Origin of the sequence: Paeniglutamicibacter sp. NPDC012692 (assembly GCF_042901625.1) — a bacterium.
GTDB lineage: Bacteria > Actinomycetota > Actinomycetes > Actinomycetales > Micrococcaceae > Paeniglutamicibacter.
On the sequence record NZ_JBIBDE010000001.1, the window covers coordinates 1,144,115 to 1,159,905 of the forward strand.

Annotated in this window: 10 protein-coding genes; 6 read left to right on the forward strand and 4 right to left on the reverse strand. The window is 67.6% G+C overall.

Going from position 1 to position 15,791, the window contains the following annotated elements; translation table 11 throughout:
- Nucleotides 1-38: 38 nt before the first annotated feature.
- The 3 genes from ACFY5D_RS05230 to ACFY5D_RS05240 are packed head-to-tail and all read right to left on the reverse strand — an operon-like array spanning nucleotide 39 to nucleotide 7,281.
- Entirely contained in the window at nucleotides 39-3,509 is a 3,471-nt protein-coding gene (locus tag ACFY5D_RS05230) for an ATP-dependent helicase (protein WP_387527571.1), read from the reverse strand.
- 8 nt (nucleotides 3,510-3,517) lie between these two features.
- Entirely contained in the window at nucleotides 3,518-6,871 is a 3,354-nt protein-coding gene (locus tag ACFY5D_RS05235; RefSeq protein ID WP_387525984.1) for an ATP-dependent helicase, read from the reverse strand.
- 8 nt (nucleotides 6,872-6,879) lie between these two features.
- Nucleotides 6,880-7,281 (reverse strand): MGMT family protein, encoded by a 402-nt coding sequence (locus tag ACFY5D_RS05240; RefSeq protein WP_387525987.1) that lies wholly within the window; start codon nucleotides 7,279-7,281, stop codon nucleotides 6,880-6,882.
- Nucleotides 7,282-7,386: 105 nt separating this feature from the next.
- Between ACFY5D_RS05240 and ACFY5D_RS05245 the strand changes: the two genes are divergently transcribed.
- The 6 genes from ACFY5D_RS05245 (at nucleotide 7,387) to ACFY5D_RS05270 (ending at nucleotide 13,689) form a co-directional block, all read left to right on the forward strand.
- The gene (locus ACFY5D_RS05245) at nucleotides 7,387-8,067 is read left to right on the forward strand and encodes a 3'-5' exonuclease (protein ID WP_387525990.1); all 681 of its coding nucleotides are present in this window, start codon (nucleotides 7,387-7,389) and stop codon (nucleotides 8,065-8,067) included.
- Between the two features lie 307 nt (nucleotides 8,068-8,374).
- Nucleotides 8,375-9,367 carry a methionine ABC transporter ATP-binding protein gene (locus ACFY5D_RS05250; RefSeq protein WP_387525993.1) on the forward strand — a complete coding sequence of 331 codons (993 nt, stop codon included), beginning with the start codon at nucleotides 8,375-8,377 and terminating at the stop codon, nucleotides 9,365-9,367.
- Between the two features lie 3 nt (nucleotides 9,368-9,370).
- Nucleotides 9,371-10,051, forward strand: coding sequence for a methionine ABC transporter permease (locus ACFY5D_RS05255; protein ID WP_387525996.1), 681 nt, complete (start codon nucleotides 9,371-9,373; stop codon nucleotides 10,049-10,051).
- A 141-nt stretch (nucleotides 10,052-10,192) separates the two neighbouring features.
- Nucleotides 10,193-11,047: a MetQ/NlpA family ABC transporter substrate-binding protein gene (locus tag ACFY5D_RS05260; protein ID WP_387525999.1), complete on the forward strand. Its 855-nt coding sequence runs from the start codon at nucleotides 10,193-10,195 to the stop codon at nucleotides 11,045-11,047.
- Between the two features lie 266 nt (nucleotides 11,048-11,313).
- Nucleotides 11,314-12,165 carry a MetQ/NlpA family ABC transporter substrate-binding protein gene (locus ACFY5D_RS05265; RefSeq protein ID WP_387526002.1) on the forward strand — a complete coding sequence of 284 codons (852 nt, stop codon included), beginning with the start codon at nucleotides 11,314-11,316 and terminating at the stop codon, nucleotides 12,163-12,165.
- Between the two features lie 306 nt (nucleotides 12,166-12,471).
- Entirely contained in the window at nucleotides 12,472-13,689 is a 1,218-nt protein-coding gene (locus tag ACFY5D_RS05270) for an endonuclease/exonuclease/phosphatase family protein (RefSeq protein ID WP_387526005.1), read from the forward strand.
- Nucleotides 13,690-13,862: 173 nt separating this feature from the next.
- Here the strand turns inward: ACFY5D_RS05270 and ACFY5D_RS05275 are convergent, their stop codons facing one another.
- Nucleotides 13,863-15,389, reverse strand: coding sequence for an amino acid permease (locus ACFY5D_RS05275; RefSeq protein ID WP_387526008.1), 1,527 nt, complete (start codon nucleotides 15,387-15,389; stop codon nucleotides 13,863-13,865).
- Nucleotides 15,390-15,791: the final 402 nt, after the last annotated feature.

Below are 15,791 nucleotides of genomic sequence, written 5' to 3' on the forward strand. Positions count from 1 at the left end.
TCCGTTTCCCCGACCCATTGCGCGTTCCGCCGAAATGGCTAGCCGTTGAGCGTGCCTATGGACTCGGTAATCAATGCCACGAGTTCGGCTTCCTCGGCAAGGTCATGTGGCCTGATGGTGATGCCGGAACCAACGTAGTAGAACGCCGCGCGAACCTGTTCAACGTCGATTCCCAGCAGGCGCGCCCAGCCCAACCGGTAGACGGCCAACTGCAACGACTTGCTCCGCAGGTCATCCCTACGTGGCACCCGACCGGTCTTCCAGTCGACAAGCAGCCATGAACCATCGGGTTCCTGGAAGACGGCGTCGATGCGGCCACGCACGCTGACCGGTCCGATCCGTGTCTCGATCGCTGCCTCCACATGGGCCGGCTGGCGCTGGGCCCACTCGGATTTAAGGAACGCTTCCTTCATCTCTTCGAGGTCCAACGCCTCGTCGATGTAGGCGTCCGCCGCCCCCATGAATTCGCCGAGGTCAAGCATGCCGGTGGAGTCGAAGTACTCCTCCAGCCAGGCATGGAAGGCAGTACCTCGGCGTGCCGCGGTACCGGGGCGGCGCGGAACCGGCCGGCGCAGGTCGTCCAGCACTCCCTGGGCGTCGGTGGCCAACTCGACGAACACCGAGGCGCGCACGTGCTTGGGCACGCTGGTGGTCCGCACTTCTGCGGCCTCCGCCGCCAGCCGCGCCACCAACAGGTTCGTCTCCTTCAGCCATGCCTCGCCGATGGGCGTCTGCCAGGACGCATCCACTTCCTCGGATGCGCCGGAGGCCTCAACGTCGATGGGTTCGGCGGATTCGTCGGACGGCTCCTCGGGCGACACTATTGGTGCGGCAACCGGGAATCCCGCGGCTCCGAGCACCGATCGGGCGGCGGCCTCGAGCGCGGCACGGCGCCCCGGAGGACGCGGACGCACCGTCCCTCCGCCGACAACGACGGGGCCTTCCAGCGGGTCGTACGGCCAGCGCGCCTCCAGCGGTTCCTCGCGGAACGGGTTGGCTTCCGGGGCCTGGTCGTCCTCGACCCAGGTGGTGATGCTAGCCGAGGGGGTCGGTCCGGCGGCGAGCGGCAACATGTCGCCGAGGAAGCCGGAGGGCTCAGTCATCTTGGTGCGCGTGCCGGTCCACACCGTGGCCGAGCAAATCAGCAGGCTCTTGGCGCGGGTCAGCGCCACGTAGGCCAGGCGCCGCTCCTCCATTTCGGCGTGGGCCAGGACCTCGGACTTGAACATGCCCTCGGCCTTGACGGCGTCGAAGAGGGATTCCTGGTCGGTGTCCCATTGCGGCAGGTCGTGCTTGTCGCCGCGCAGCGGCCAGGGCAGGGCGGCGTCCCCGCTCGTCCAGCGCGAATCGTTGGCGCTGGGGAAGACGCCGTCGTTCATGCCCGTTACCGCCACAACGTCCCACTCCAGCCCCTTGGAGGCGTGGATGGTCAGCAGCTGCACGGCCTCCGGGTTGGACTCGGCCTGGACGATCGCCAGCCCGCCCTCCTTTTCCGCGGCGGCCTCAAGCCAGGTGAGGAAGCCTGCCAGGTCGACGCGCAGCGAGGAGCGTGCGTAATCCTGGGCGATGTCCGCGAACGCGTCGAGGTGGCGGCGGGCCTCGTGGATGCCGACGCCGGGCTTGGCGGCGACCTCCAGGTCAAGGCCCATGGTGCGTTCGGTCTCGCGCAGCAGCGTTTCCAGGTCGTCGTCGATGAAGCCGCGCAGGTAGCGCAGCTCGTCGCGCAGCTTGGTCAGCCGGGACAGCGCCTCGGGGCTGAGCGCGCGCCCGTCCCCGCTGACCCAGTCACGGTGCGGCAGGTAGTCGAGGGCCTCGACCAGGCTGGCGGCGTCGTTGAGTTCGGCGCGGGCCTCGGCGCGGATGATTTCCTCGGTCCCGTCGGGCCGTTCGAGGTTCTCGGTGCCGCCGTCCTTGAGCGCGAACTCGCGACGCCGGGCCAGGAAACGCGACCAGTCGGCGAAGGCCATCAGGTCCGCCGGGCCGATGCGCCAGCGGGCGCCGGAGATCAGCCGCAGCAGGTGGTCCGAGCGGTTGGGATCCACCAGCACGTTGAGCGTGGCCACGAGGTCGGTGACCTCCGGCATGCTCAGCAGGCCGCCGAGGCCCAGGATCTCGTACGGGATGCCGGCGTCCTCCAGCCCCCGGGCGATCGGGGTCAGCTGCGAGCGCGTGCGACAGAGCACCGCCATGGTCGGGTGCTTGCCGTGTTCCTTGGTGAACGAGACGCGCTCGGCGATGAAGCGCTGCGCCAGCGCCGCCGCTTCCTGGGCGCCCGTGGCATGGCGGGCCAGCTCGACCACGCCGGTGCCGGCAAAGGCGCTTGGCTTCAGCGAGGGCACGGCGATGCCGGAGACCGCCGCGGAATTCAGCCGCGCAGAGACCGCGTTGGCGGCCTCCAGCACGTTGATGGAGTTGCGCCAGGCGGTGCTCAGGTATGCGACGGACGCCGGGCGCATACCCTCGCCGTCGACATCGATGGCGGGGAATTCCACGGGGAAGCGGAAGAGCTGCCCGGCGCTGGCGCCGCGGAACCCGTAGATCGACTGGTTGGGATCGCCCACGGCGGTCAGCGCGTGCCCGCCGCCGAAGATCGAGGAGAACAGCACCATCTGCGCGTGCGAGGTGTCCTGGAACTCGTCAAGCAGCACCACCTTGAACTTGGCGCGCTCCCCCTCCGAGGCCTCCGGGATCTCCTGGGCGATGCGCGCGGCCAGCGCGACCAGGTCGCCGTAGTCCAGTGCGCCACGCGCGGCCTTCGCCTGCGCGTAGTCCACGGCCAGCTCGGCGATGGTGGAGCGGGTGCGCAGCTTGTCCAGCAGCTTGCGGGCCTCCACCGACGGCGCGGCCTGCTTGTCCACCCGGTACGGCAGCGCCTCCAGCCTGGCCACCAGGTCGTCGACCCAGGCCTTGGCGTCGGTCGGCGGCATGAGGTGCTCGGCGCATTCCCCCGCGAAGGTAACGACCGCGTCGATCAGCGTGTTCTTCGACGAGGCAAGGTGCTCGTAGTCGCCGGAGTAGTTTTCCACCACGGCGGCGGCGACCTGCCAGGCCTGCGCGGTGCCGAGCAACGCGGTGTCGGATTCGACGCCGATGCGCAGCCCGTGTTCCTTCACGATCGTGTTGGCGTAGGAGTGGTAGGTGGAGACGCTGGGATCCAGCAGCCCCTCCCCCTCCTCGAGTTCCAGCAGGCCGGAGCGGGCGAGCTTTTCCAGCTGCCCGCGGATGCGCTGGGCGAGCTCGCCGGCGGCCTTGCGGGTGAACGTCACGCCGAGGATCTCCTCGGGGCGCACCAGCCTGTTGGCAACCAGCCAGATGACCCGGTCGGCCATGGTGGCGGTCTTGCCGGACCCGGCACCGGCGATGACCAGCAGCGGCTCGAGCGGCGAGGAGATGATCGCCGACTGCTCGGCGGTCGGCTGGTGCTGCCCGAGCAGGTCGGCCAGTTCCTCCGGGGAGTAGATGCGCGCCGGGCCGCGATCGTCGACCGCGGTTTCCTGCGGGTCTGTCATGGGGTGGCTCACGGCTCGGTCACCTGTTTTCCTTCGCTACAGAGCGGACAAATGCTGGGCAGCCGGCAGCTGCTGCCGCTGCGCCCGCCGCGGGCGGGGTCGTGCCGGCTCAGGAAGTCGGCCTCGCCCATCAGCTCGGCGGCCTGGAGCACCATCGGGGTGGCCCAGTCCTCGTCGGTGATCGGCGGCTGGGCTTGCTCACGCGGGCTCTTCGTGTTGGTGCCCAGCTGCACCAGCGAGGCGCCGGCCGGCCGGGTGGTCAGTTCCTCGGCCGTCTTCCCGGCGAGCGCCCCGTTGATGACGGCCGCCTGGTAGGCACCGAGCTGCGGGTGGCGTTCGACGTCCTTGCCACTGGGCTGGGACTTGCCGGTCTTCAGGTCGACGACCCAGGGGTTGCCGGCCTCGTCGGCCTCCACCCGGTCCACCACCCCGCGCAGCAGCGCGTCACGCTTCTCGCCGCGGATCGTCACGTCGAACGGGATTTCCCGCCCGATGAGCCGGCGGTTCTCCCCGCGCATCATGATCGAGTACTGGGCGAGCTTCTTGAGCATCGCCTCGGCGCGCTCGCGGTCGCGCGCGCCTTCCCAGTTCTCCGGCATCTCGAGTTCCGGCCAGCGCTCGTCGAGCACCTCCAGGTACTGTCCGCCGCTGGCTTCCGGGTGCTCCTCGGCGATCGAGTGCACCAGGGTGCCGAGGCTCCGGGCGAAGTCGGTGGCCGCCTCTCCCCCGGCAGCCTGCACGAACCAGTTCAGGGGGGAGTTCATGACCGACTCGACCTTGGAGGGGGAAACCTTCACGGGTTCGCCCACGGGCGTGACGGGTCCGTGGCTGGTGGCCTCCTGCAGCCCCCACCAGCTGTTGGGGTGCACGCCGCGGATCGGGAAGGGCGCCTTGAGCAGCATGGCAAGCGAGCCGGCGGCGTCGGCATGCAGCGGGGCCCGCTCCGGGTCCAGGGCCGTGGCCTCGGCGGCCTGGCGCAGTTCGGCGACCAGCGCGCCGAGCGTGCGCGGGCGCGGCACGAAGACCGGGCGCCGGGGTTCGAGCGCCCCGTGCGGGTCCACCACGTCCAGGAAGGAGGAGGGCTGCGCGTCCTCGGAGGCGACGGCGATGCAGACGACCTTTTGGCGGGCGCGGGAGAGCGCGTTGGCGAAGGTGCGCAGCTCGTCGGCGCGGGTTTCGCGCAGGCGGGCGGCAATGCTGCGGGTGGCCAGGATCTGAGGGCCGTGCTCGATGACGTCGCTGAGCGCGCCGCCGCCCAGCAGTTCGCCACGCAGCCGGGTGTTGGGCCAGATGCCCTCCTGCATGCCGGGGATCAGCACCAGGTCCCACTCGCGCCCGGCAGCCGCGGCGGTGGTGAGCACCTGCACGGAGGCGGCGGACCCGCCGCGGTTGGCCAGGGTGTCCATGGGCAGTTCCTGGCCCAGCACGTGGTCGACGAATTGCTGCACGCTGGAGCCCGGGAGCTGGTCGACGAAGCGCTCGGCACCCTGGAAGATCGCGAGCATCGCGTCGAGGTCGTGGTCGGCGCGGGCGCCGAGCACGCCGCCGCCCAGCGCGGCCTCGGTCCACTTCTCGGCCATGCCGCTGGCCGCCCACAGCGCCCACAGCGCGGTTTCGGCGTTCACGTTCGCCCCGGCCAGTTCGCTCTTCAGCGCCTGGTACATGCGGGCCAGGCGCCTGGCGCCGGCCGCCTCGCGGCCCATGGACTCCAGCAGCGGCAGCTGTTCGAGCATGCCGGCCAGCAGGTCCGCGCTGGAGCGTTGCCCGCCGCCTGCCACCTCGTGGCGGCGCAGCCCCTGACGCAGCCTGCGCACGTCCAGCGCCGTGGAGTTCGCATAACGGGACATCAGCAGTTCCTGGAGCAGCAACGGGTCCGGGATCTTCTCCGGGTCCAGCGCCAGCTGCATCAGGTCCAGCAGCGGGCGCACCGCGGGCTCCTCCCGCAGCGGTGTTTCCGCCGGCGGGGTGTTGACCGCGATTCCGGTCCCGGCCAGGTACTTGGACATGGCCCGGACCTGTCCGCCGTTGCGCAGCACCACGGCCATGGTGTCCAGGGAGCGCCCGTTCATCAGGTGTTCCTCGAGCAGCCGCTGGGCGACCAGGCGCTGCTCGTGGATCGGCGAGTCGACGAGCAGGACTTCCAATGCCGCCGGGTTGCCAGTGGATCCGGGCTCCGCGGACGGTGCGGGCGAGGCTTCCAATGTGTCGTTGGCGGGGAGACCGGCACCGGCCGCGGCAACCACCTCGACGTCGGCACCGGTCTCGCCCGTTTCGGGTTCCCCGGCCACCAGCGTCCTGCCGGAGGCTCCGGCGGAGACCGGGATGCGTCGCGCCACCCGGCCCCATGCCTCCGCCAACCCGGCATTCAGCCGGTAGGAGGTACACAGTTCGAACGTGCGGGCGGGCGCCTTCTCGGTGCCGTGCAGGGACCCGAAGTCGCCCAGCAGGTCCGGGCGCGCGCCGCGGAAGCCCTGGACGACGTTGTCGGGCACGGCAAAGGCGACCAGGTCGCGCCCGCGGGCAAGCATGGACAGCAGCCGCTGCTGGGCAGGGTTGGCTTCCTGCAGGTCATCGACCAGCACCAGGTGCAGGCGTGCGTGTTCGGCGGCAAGGAATTCCGGGTTCGATTCCAGCAGGTACGCGGCCTCGGCGATCAGCCCCGCGGGGTCGAAGGCCTCGGCGCTGCCCAAGTCCAACAGGTCCCGGTACTCCTGGTAGAACTGCGCGGCGGCGACCCATTCGGGGCGGTGCAACGCTTCGCCCAGGTCCTGCAGTTCACCGGCGTCGAGCCCGTGCTCGGAGACGCGGTCGAAGAGCTCGCGCAGTTCCTTGCGGAAACCGCGGGTGCCGACGGCCTCGCCCAGGGACGACGGCCATTCCGGCGCGGGGGTGAATCCCTGTGCGTGACCCTCCAGCAGGTGCCCGATCAGCGTGTCCTGCTCGGGGCCGGAGAGGAGCCGGGGCGGGCGCTGCAGCTGCGGCAGCAACCCGTCGAGCCGCGCGCGGCGGATCAGGTCGAACGCGTAGGCGGACCAGGTGCGCACGGCTGGTTCGGAGAAGGTCTTCTCGGTGCTTGCGGAGAGGTCGTCGCGCAGCTGGGCCGCGGCAAGACGCGTCGGCGAGAGCACCAGGAGGTGTTCGGGGTCCAGCCCGTGGTCCAGCCGCGCGGTGAGCATGCGCAGCAGGGTCGTGGTCTTCCCGGTGCCGGGGGCGCCGAGCACCAGCAGCGGGCCGTGGCCCGCCTCCAGGTCGATCAGTTCCTGCTGCGCGGGGTCATCGGCGTAGGCAGGTCCCCCGGGGAAGGCGTCGTGCGCGGGCGTCCGGGAATCCGTCGTCGGGGAATCCATCGTGCGGGAATTCATGTTCTCCATCAGATCAGTGGCGTACGACGTTTTGGGATCGGCAGCAGGGCCGCGACCTCGTCGATGCGCCGGTGTTCGGGCTCGCCCGGCTCCCACCGGGCCGCCTTCATGTGCACGCCGGAGCCGCGCCGCGGCGTGCCCTCGGCAACCCAGTGGACCTCGGCCCCGGTTTGCAGGTCCGCGGGCAGGCTGCCGTCGGCGCGCAGCACCCGCCACCAGCACACGGCCGACCCCGACCGGGACATGGCCCTGCCCACCTGGCGCGGGCCGCCGGAACCGAGCAGTTCGGCGATGTCCCCGTAGGAGAGCACCTTGCCCGGAGGGATCAGGGCGGCCACCTCCAGCACCGCCTCGTCGTAGTCGAGCCGGCCGCCGTTTTCCTGTTGCCCCTCGGCAGCGCTTTGCACCATGCATCAAATCTATCCGGCATTGCGCGCCCGCCATCAATGCACCGCCGTCCGTGCCGCCGCGGTGTCTTGTGCCAAAGTGTCCGCGATCCCCGGTAGCGTTGTTACATGACTTCCTGGCATACACTCCCCCGCGCCGCATTCGACCTTGAGACCACCGGGCGCGATCCGCTCGATGCACGCATCGTCACGGCGTCGATCGTCGTGGTCAACGGCCGCTCCGAGATCCTGCACACCAAGGAATGGCTGGTGAACCCCGGCGTGCCGATCCCGGTGGAGGCCAGCGAGATCCACGGCATCTACACCGCACAGGCGCAGGCCGAGGGCATGGACGCAGCAACGGCCGTCGCGGAGATCTCCGCCTACCTGGCCGACCTGTTCCAGACCATGCCGGTCATGGCGTTCAACGCCGCCTACGACTTCACCGTGCTGGACCGCGAGGCAAAGCGCCACGGCGTGGCCCCGCTGGCGCCCGCGCCGGTGATCGACCCCTACATCATGGACAAGCAGGTGGACAAGTACCGCCGCGGCAAGCGCAACCTCTCGGTGATGAGCCAGTTCTACGGCGTGCCGCTGCTCAACGCCCACACCTCTCAGGCCGATGCCGCCGCGACCATCGGCATCGCCGACGCGCTGGCCGAAAAGTACCCCAAGCTGCAGATCGACCCGCTGGAACTTCACGGCGCACAGGTCTCCTGGGCCGCCGAACAGGCAGCGGGCCTGCAGGAATTCTTCCGCCGCAAGGACCCCGCGGCGGTTGTCAACGGCGAGTGGCCGGTGCGCAACTGACGCACAGGCCAAACCGGTAATAGTCCGGCACAACCACATAGAAACAGCACAGTGCCCGGTGAACGTGATTCAGCTCACCGGGCATCGCTGTGCCGTCGCTCACCACGTGCGGCACCTTGTGGTCGTCGATTTCTTCGGCGAAGCGCGCCCTGATGCAACAAATCGACGGCCGCAAACCCGATGGACCCGCCTCGGTGCGCAAAATTACGCCAAACTACCACGATTGCGCCGCAATCGTTCGATAGTGCTTCAATGTGTAGTACCCCATTTTGCTTTTTGTATTTTTTGATTGCCGAGGACACCCCTTTTGATCACAGTTACCGACCTGCGCAAGGTCTACCAGCAGGGCGATCGCACCGTCGTCGCCCTTGACGGTGTCTCCTTGCACGTTGATGCCGGCCAGATTCACGGCATCATCGGCCATTCCGGCGCCGGAAAGTCGACGCTGGTGCGTTGCCTGACCCTGTTGGATCGCCCCACCTCCGGGTCCGTTGCAGTGAACAACAAGGAACTCGCCAACGTTTCCGATGCCGACCTGCGCACCGCGCGCCGCCGCATCGGCATGGTCTTCCAGCACGCAAACCTGATGGATTCGCGCACCACCGCCCAGAACGTGGCGTTCCCGCTGGAACTCATCGGAACCCCGAAGGCCGAGATCAAGTCCAAGGTCGCCGACCTGCTGGAATTGGTGGGCCTGACCAAGTTCGCCGACGCCTACCCGTCGCAGCTTTCCGGCGGCCAGCGCCAGCGCGTGGGCATCGCCCGCGCCCTGTGCTCGGATCCCGACGTGCTGCTCTGCGACGAGCCGACCAGCGCGCTGGACCCGAAGACCACCGACGAGATCCTTGAACTGATCAAGTCGGTGCGCGACCGCCTGAACCTCACGGTGCTGATCATCACGCACGAGATGAACGTCGTGAAGCAGGCCTGCGATTCGGTGTCCCTGCTTGAGGCCGGCCGCATCGTCGAGCACGGCGACATCCAGAAGGTCGTCGCCGACCCGGCCGGGCGCCTGTCCCAGGCCCTGCTGCCGATGCCGGGCGACCTGCCGGACAACCTTCCGGCCGGCACCGTGCTGGACCTGTTGTACTCGGGCGCCCGCGCCACCGAGCCGGTGATCTCCTCGATCGCACGCACCTTCAACGTCGACGTCAACGTGCTGGCCGGTTCGGTCGAGCACCTCGGCGAACACCAATTCGCGCACCTGCGCATCCAGCTTCCCGAAGGATCGGACATCACCGCCATCACCGCCCACCTGCTCTCCAACGGCGTTGCAGTGACCGTGAAGGAGGCCAAGTAAGACATGGACTTCTTCAACGACCTGATGACCAACCCCGGCATCACCAAGGCCATGTGGCCCGCGTTACTTGAGACCCTGCAGATGACGGGCATTTCGGCCGTCTTCACCGTGGTGGTGGGCCTGCCCCTGGGCATCCTGCTGCTGAACACGGCCAAGGACGGACTGACCCCGAACAAGACCCTGAACGTGGTTCTCTCCGGCATCATCGTCAACATCACCCGTTCGATCCCGTTCGCGATCCTCATGGTCTCGCTGATCCCGTTTGCCTCGTGGCTGGTGGGCACCTCGCTGGGCCCGATCGCCGCCTCGGTCTCGCTGACCATCGGCACCATCCCGTTCTTCGCCCGCCTGGTGGAAACCGCGCTGCGCGACGTCTCCGCGGGCAAGATCGATGCTGCACTGGTCATGGGTTCGACCAAGATGCAGGTCATCCGCAAGGTTCTGGTCCCCGAGGCCATGCCCGGCATCATCGCCGCGACGACCACCACGATCGTGACGCTGATCGGCTACTCCGCGATGGCCGGCCTGGTCGGCGGCGGCGGATTGGGCCGCCTGGCCTACAACTACGGCTTCCAGCGCTTCGACGCCACCATCATGATCGTCACCATCGTGATCATCGTGTTGCTGGTGCAGCTGGTCCAGATCATTGGCGACAGGGCCGCCCGCGCGGTCGACCACCGCTAACCCACACAGGGAGCGCCGTGACGGCGCTCCTCCAGAAATCTTCCGGCGGCTTGTCCGCCGGCGCGCAGCCAGTAGCCGCTAGCTGCGTTGGTTACCCGGTGTCATTGCACGCCGGTTCTTCATGAAAAGGAAACGCATCCAATGCGTAAGAAACTCGCTCTCGCCCTCACCGGCGTCGCAACCCTGTTCGCACTGACTGCCTGCGGCGGCGGCGCTGCCGCCCCCAGCGCGGACGTCAACGCCACGCTGGACCCGGCCAACCCGACGGTCGTCAAGGTCGGCGCCAGCCCGGTTCCGCACTCCCAGATCCTCCAGTACATCGACGACAACCTCGCCAAGAAGGCCGGCATCGACCTGGAAATCACCGAGATCGACGACTACCAGACCCCGAACCTGGCGCTGAGCGACGGCTCGATCGACGCCAACTTCTTCCAGCACGTTCCGTTCTTCGACGACCAGGTCAAGACCAAGGGCTACAAGCTGGAGCACGGCGCGGGCATCCTGCTCGAACCGCTGACCGCGTTCTCCAAGACGTTCGCGGACGCGGCCTCCGTCACCGACGGATCGCTCGTCGTGCTGATGAACGACCCGTCCAACCAGGTCCGCGGCCTGCGCGTCCTCGAGGGTGCCGGCCTGCTCAGCGGCATCGTCGACGGCGACTCGGTCCTGACCGTCGAGTCCGACGAGGCGAAGAACCCGAAGCACCTGAAGTTCCGCGAGGTGAACGCCGAGCAGGTCCCGAAGTTCTACCAGGAGGACCCGACCGTGGGCATCGCCGTGGTCAACGGCAACTACATCGTCCAGGCGAAGCTGAACAAGGACGAGGTCATCGCCGTGGAGCCGACCAAGGACAACCCGAACGCCAACATCCTGGCCTGGCGTGCCGGCGAGAAGACCGCCGCCATCGCCAAGCTCGATGAGCTGCTGCACTCCGACGAGGTCCGCACCTACATCAAGACCACCTGGCCAGAGGGCGACGTCATCCCGGCTTTCTAGGCCCGACTCGACCCACCGGCAGGATCCCGGTTGGTGCGGTGCCTTGCGCCGCACCAACCCACCCCGGGTGGCATGGTCCGGATGCGCAGTTCCGCGGACCAGGCATCACCCGGCTTTTCCATCGCAGTATCCCCTTGGGGCGCACCCGCGCCTCTTCGTGATTTTCCGGCTGTCCACACCGCCGGCGCGCAGCCAGTAGCCGCTAGCTGCGTTAGTTGCCCGTTGTCCACCGACACCGGGTCTTGATGAAAAGGAAAACGCATCCGATGCGTAAGAAACTCGCACTTGCCCTGACCGGCGTCGCAACCCTGTTCGCACTGACGGCTTGCGGCGGCGGCCCTGCCGCTGCCCCCAGCGCGACGGCATCGCTCGACCCGGCCAACCCGACCGTCGTCAAGGTCGGCGCCAGCCCGATCCCGCACGCCCAGATCCTCGAGTTCATCGACCAGAACCTGGCCAAGAAAAACGGCATCGACCTGGAAATCACCGAGATCGACGACTACCAGACCCCGAACATCGCCCTCGCGGACGGCACCCTGGACGCCAACTACTTCCAGACCGAGGCCTACCTGGCCGACCAGGAAAAGACCAAGGGCTACAAGTTCGATCACGGCGCCGGCATCCACCTGGAACCGCTGACCGTGTTCTCCAAGAAGTTCAAGGACGTCGCTTCGGTGACCGAGGGCGCAGTCGTCGTGCTGAACAACGACCCGGTGAACCAGCTGCGCGGCCTGCGCGTGCTGGAGTCCGCGGGCCTGCTCAACGGCCTGGTTGACGGCGACTCGGCCCTGACCGTCCAGGACGATGCCGCCAAGAACCCGAAGAAGCTCGTGTTCAAGGAAGTGAACTCGGAGCAGGTTCCGAAGTTCTACCAGGAAGACCCCACCGTGGGCATGGCGATCGTGAACGGCAACTACATCGTCCAGGCGAAGCTGAACAAGGACGAGGTCCTGACCCAGGAATCGGCGATCAACAACCCGAACGCCAACTTCCTGACCTGGCGCGAGGGCGAAGAGACCGCGGCCATCGCCAAGCTCGACGAGCTGCTGCGTTCGGACGAGGTCCGCGAGTACATCAAGACCACCTGGACCGAAGGCGACGTCATCCCGGCGTTCTAAGGTCCACACGGCCTCCCTCCGGGGAGACCGCAAGATGCGCTGTTCCCCCCCCTGCCACGGCAGGACGGGGGCAGCGCATTTTTCGTGCCCGCAACACGCCGGCAACGCACGGCGCGCCGCCGGAATCGGCGGCCTTCCCCTGTTGGCCCGCCGCCTCCGGTGTTAGCATGTGCAAACGAGCTCGCGCCGGATGCAACTCGCAGCGTCCGGCGCTGCTCAGGACCCCGGCCGTGATGGCGCGGTCGAGGCCCCCGCAAGGACAAATCCAAGTGGCCGAACCCGGCCACGGTCGATGGGGGTGGCCCGGTGCCGCAGAGGAATCTCGCGTTTTGGGGAGCAACGGGAGCGCTGGTTCTCGCCGCCGCGATCGTGGGCTGGCCGGCACCCGGCACCGCGCCGGCATCGCCGCCGCGGCAGGACATCGCAGCGCAGGAACTGGCCCCCGAAACCCCCTCGAACACCGTGCAGCCAACGAAGCCCGTGCCGAAACCGGCCGCCGGCAAAGCCCCCGGAGCACAGCTCACGGCGATGAGCTTCAACATCCTGACGGCGGACCGGCACCAGGATGACAGGCCGTGGGACAACCGCCGGGCCGCCGTGGCCAAGACCATCACCTCCCGCGACGTGGACCTCCTGGGCGTCCAGGAAGCGTCCATCACCCGCGACTGGGACGGGAACGACGACGACATCCCGCAGTGGGAGAGCCTGCGCCGCGCATTGGCCAAAAAGGGGTACGGCCATGCCCTCACCGGATCCGACGGCCTGTACGAGGATTGCGGCAAGAAACACTGTTCCGCAGACGAGGGTGCGCAGTATGGCCTGCACATCTTCTACAAGACCGCAACGGTGGAACCCATCGGCACCGGGGGAACCGTCAACGTGGACAACGACTGGTGCGAATGGGACGACCGCGCCATGGTCTGGCAGGTTTTCCGCACGCGCACAACGCCGTCGACCACCTTCCTGATGGTGAACACCCACCTGGACTACGAGGGCCTCACCGAGCGCGGCGACTACGAACGCTGCCGCAACGGACAGATCAAGAACATCCTCAAGGCGCTGCGCACCTCGGTGAACCCGCTGGACCTGCCGGTGGTCCTCCTGGGCGACCTGAACTCGTACGCCTACCAGCAGCCGGTGCAGACGCTGCTCAAGAACGGGTTCAAGGACACCGCGAAGGCCGATGCCCCGCGGAAGAACACCACCTTCAAGAGTTTCCACGGATTCAAGAACCCGCCCCCGCGGGTGCCCGGCGGGCGAATCGACTACATCATGGTCACCAAGGACATCGGGGTCAAGAGCTGGGAGCTGGTCGTGAAAACCGATCCCCACACCGGCAAGTTTCGGGGCAAGATGGCGTCCGACCACCACCCACTCATGGCGAAGCTCAAGTTCCCCGACCCCGTTGTTGCTCCCGCTGTTCCGGAGCCCGCGCCGGCACCCGAACCGAAGCCCGCACCGGCGCCCAGCTTATGGCCCTGCAATGCCGGCTTCCCCGTCAACCTGCTCCGGGGCTGCCCCTAGCCCCGCGGCCGCAAGGTCGACCGCGACGGCGGCTGCAACGGAGTCCGCAACGCGGCAAGCGCCCCGGGTACGCAAAAGCGCCGGCACCCTGTTCTGGATCGCAGAAGTAGTGCCGGCGCTTTCGCCTGTTCAATGCTTGTTTGCCGGCACCCCGGTGGGGGCGGTCGGCGGTCTTACTTGCCGACGAGCTCCGGCTCGTCGACCTTTTCCATCGCAGCGATCTGGTCGGCGAACTTCTCGTTCAGGCGCGAGTGGCGTCGGCCGTAGCCGAAGTAGATGGCCACGCCCAGCACCAGCCACCCGGCAAAGTAGATCCAGGTCTCGACGGCCAGGTTGAGCATCAGGTAGGTGCAGAGCAGGGCCGAGACGATCGGGATGACCGGGCCGAACGGCACCTTGAAGGCGGGCTTCAGGTCCGGGCGCTTGCGGCGCAGGACGATGATGCCCAGGCTGACCATCACGAAGGCGGACAGCGTGCCGATGTTGATCATTTCCTCGAGCACATCCACGCGGGTGAAGCCCGCGGCGAATGCCACCAGGGCACCGCAGATGACGGTGATGCGCACGGGCGTGCCGCGCTTGGCGCTGGTCTTGGACAGCGAGCGCGGCAGCAGGCCGTCGCGGCTGATGGCAAGCACCACGCGCGAGAGGCCCATGAGCAGCACCATGATCACGGTGGTCAGGCCGATCAACGAACCGACGGCGATGACCGATGCCGCGCCCTCGTTGCCCACCAGCGAGAACGCGGTGGCCAGGTTCGGGGTTTCGACCGCGGCAAGGTCCTTGTAGGAGACCATGCCGGTCAGCGCGAGCGAGACGCCCACGTAGAGCAGCGTGGTCAGGGCCAGGCCGGCGAAGATGCCGCGCGGCAGCGTCTTGCTCGGGTTCTTGACCTCCTCGGCGCTGGTGGCCACAACGTCGAAGCCGACGAAGGCAAAGAACACCAGTGCGGCGCCCGCGAAGACGCCCATCATGCCGTACTGCGCCGGAACGGCGCCGGTGGCAAAGGCGAAGAGCGACTGCTTGAGCACCTCGGTGGTGCCGTCACCCGCGGCGGGGACGGCGTCCGGAACGAACGGCGTGTAGTTCTCCACCTTGACGTAGAAGAACCCGGCGACGATGACAAAAAGCACCACGCCGATCTTGATGACGGTAAAGATGTTGCCGACCGTGGCTGAAAGCTTGGTGCCCATGACGAGCAGCAGCGTAAACAGCGCAACGATCAGCAACGGCCCCCAGCTCATGGTGACGATGCCTAGATCAATGGTTGGTGAGAGGTGTACTCCCACAAGCTGGAAGACTTCGGTGAGGTAGATACCCCAGTACTTGGCGATCACCGCTGCTGCGGTGAACAATTCGAGGATCAGGTTCCACCCGATGATCCACGCGATGAACTCGCCCATGGTGGCGTACGAGAATACATACGCTGAACCTGCAACGGGGATCGCCGTGGCAAATTCTGCGTAACACATGATCGCCATTGCGCAGGTAAGCGCGGCGATCACAAAGGAAAGCGTGACTGCGGGGCCGGAGAAGTTTGCTGCGGCCCGTGCACCCACGGAGAAGATTCCGGCGCCCACCGATACTGCTACACCCATGATCATGAGATCCCAGGTGTTCAGGGTCCGCTTGAGCTGGCGACCCGGCTCTGCGGCATCCGCCAAGAAACTCTCGACGGGTTTTGTACGAAATAGGCTCACTATGATCCCCTGGGCAATGAAACGCGAAAACTAACCGCACAAGCCTAGCCGTGCTCCCTTGGCGCGGATTCTGCGACTTCACGCGGGGTCTAACCGTTTTGGCGGTCCCCGATGCGGATGCCCGCACTGCCAACCAAACCGTAATTGTCGAACAATCTCATGCTGACTTGGGTGTTTGGGTGTCATAACCGGAGGATCGGGCGGGTTCCGGCGTCCGGTCCAAGGGTTCCAGGCCGTCCCGCTCCCCGACCAGCCACGTGAGCCACACCTCACCGGCGGCGGCCCTCCAACCGTTCGGCGGGGACGATCCGCCCCGTTTGCCGGCCCGCGAAACGCAAAAAGCTCCCCGTTTTCCCGCCGCACCTTGGCGGTGTGCGGGGAAACGGGGAGCATCCGGGCCGA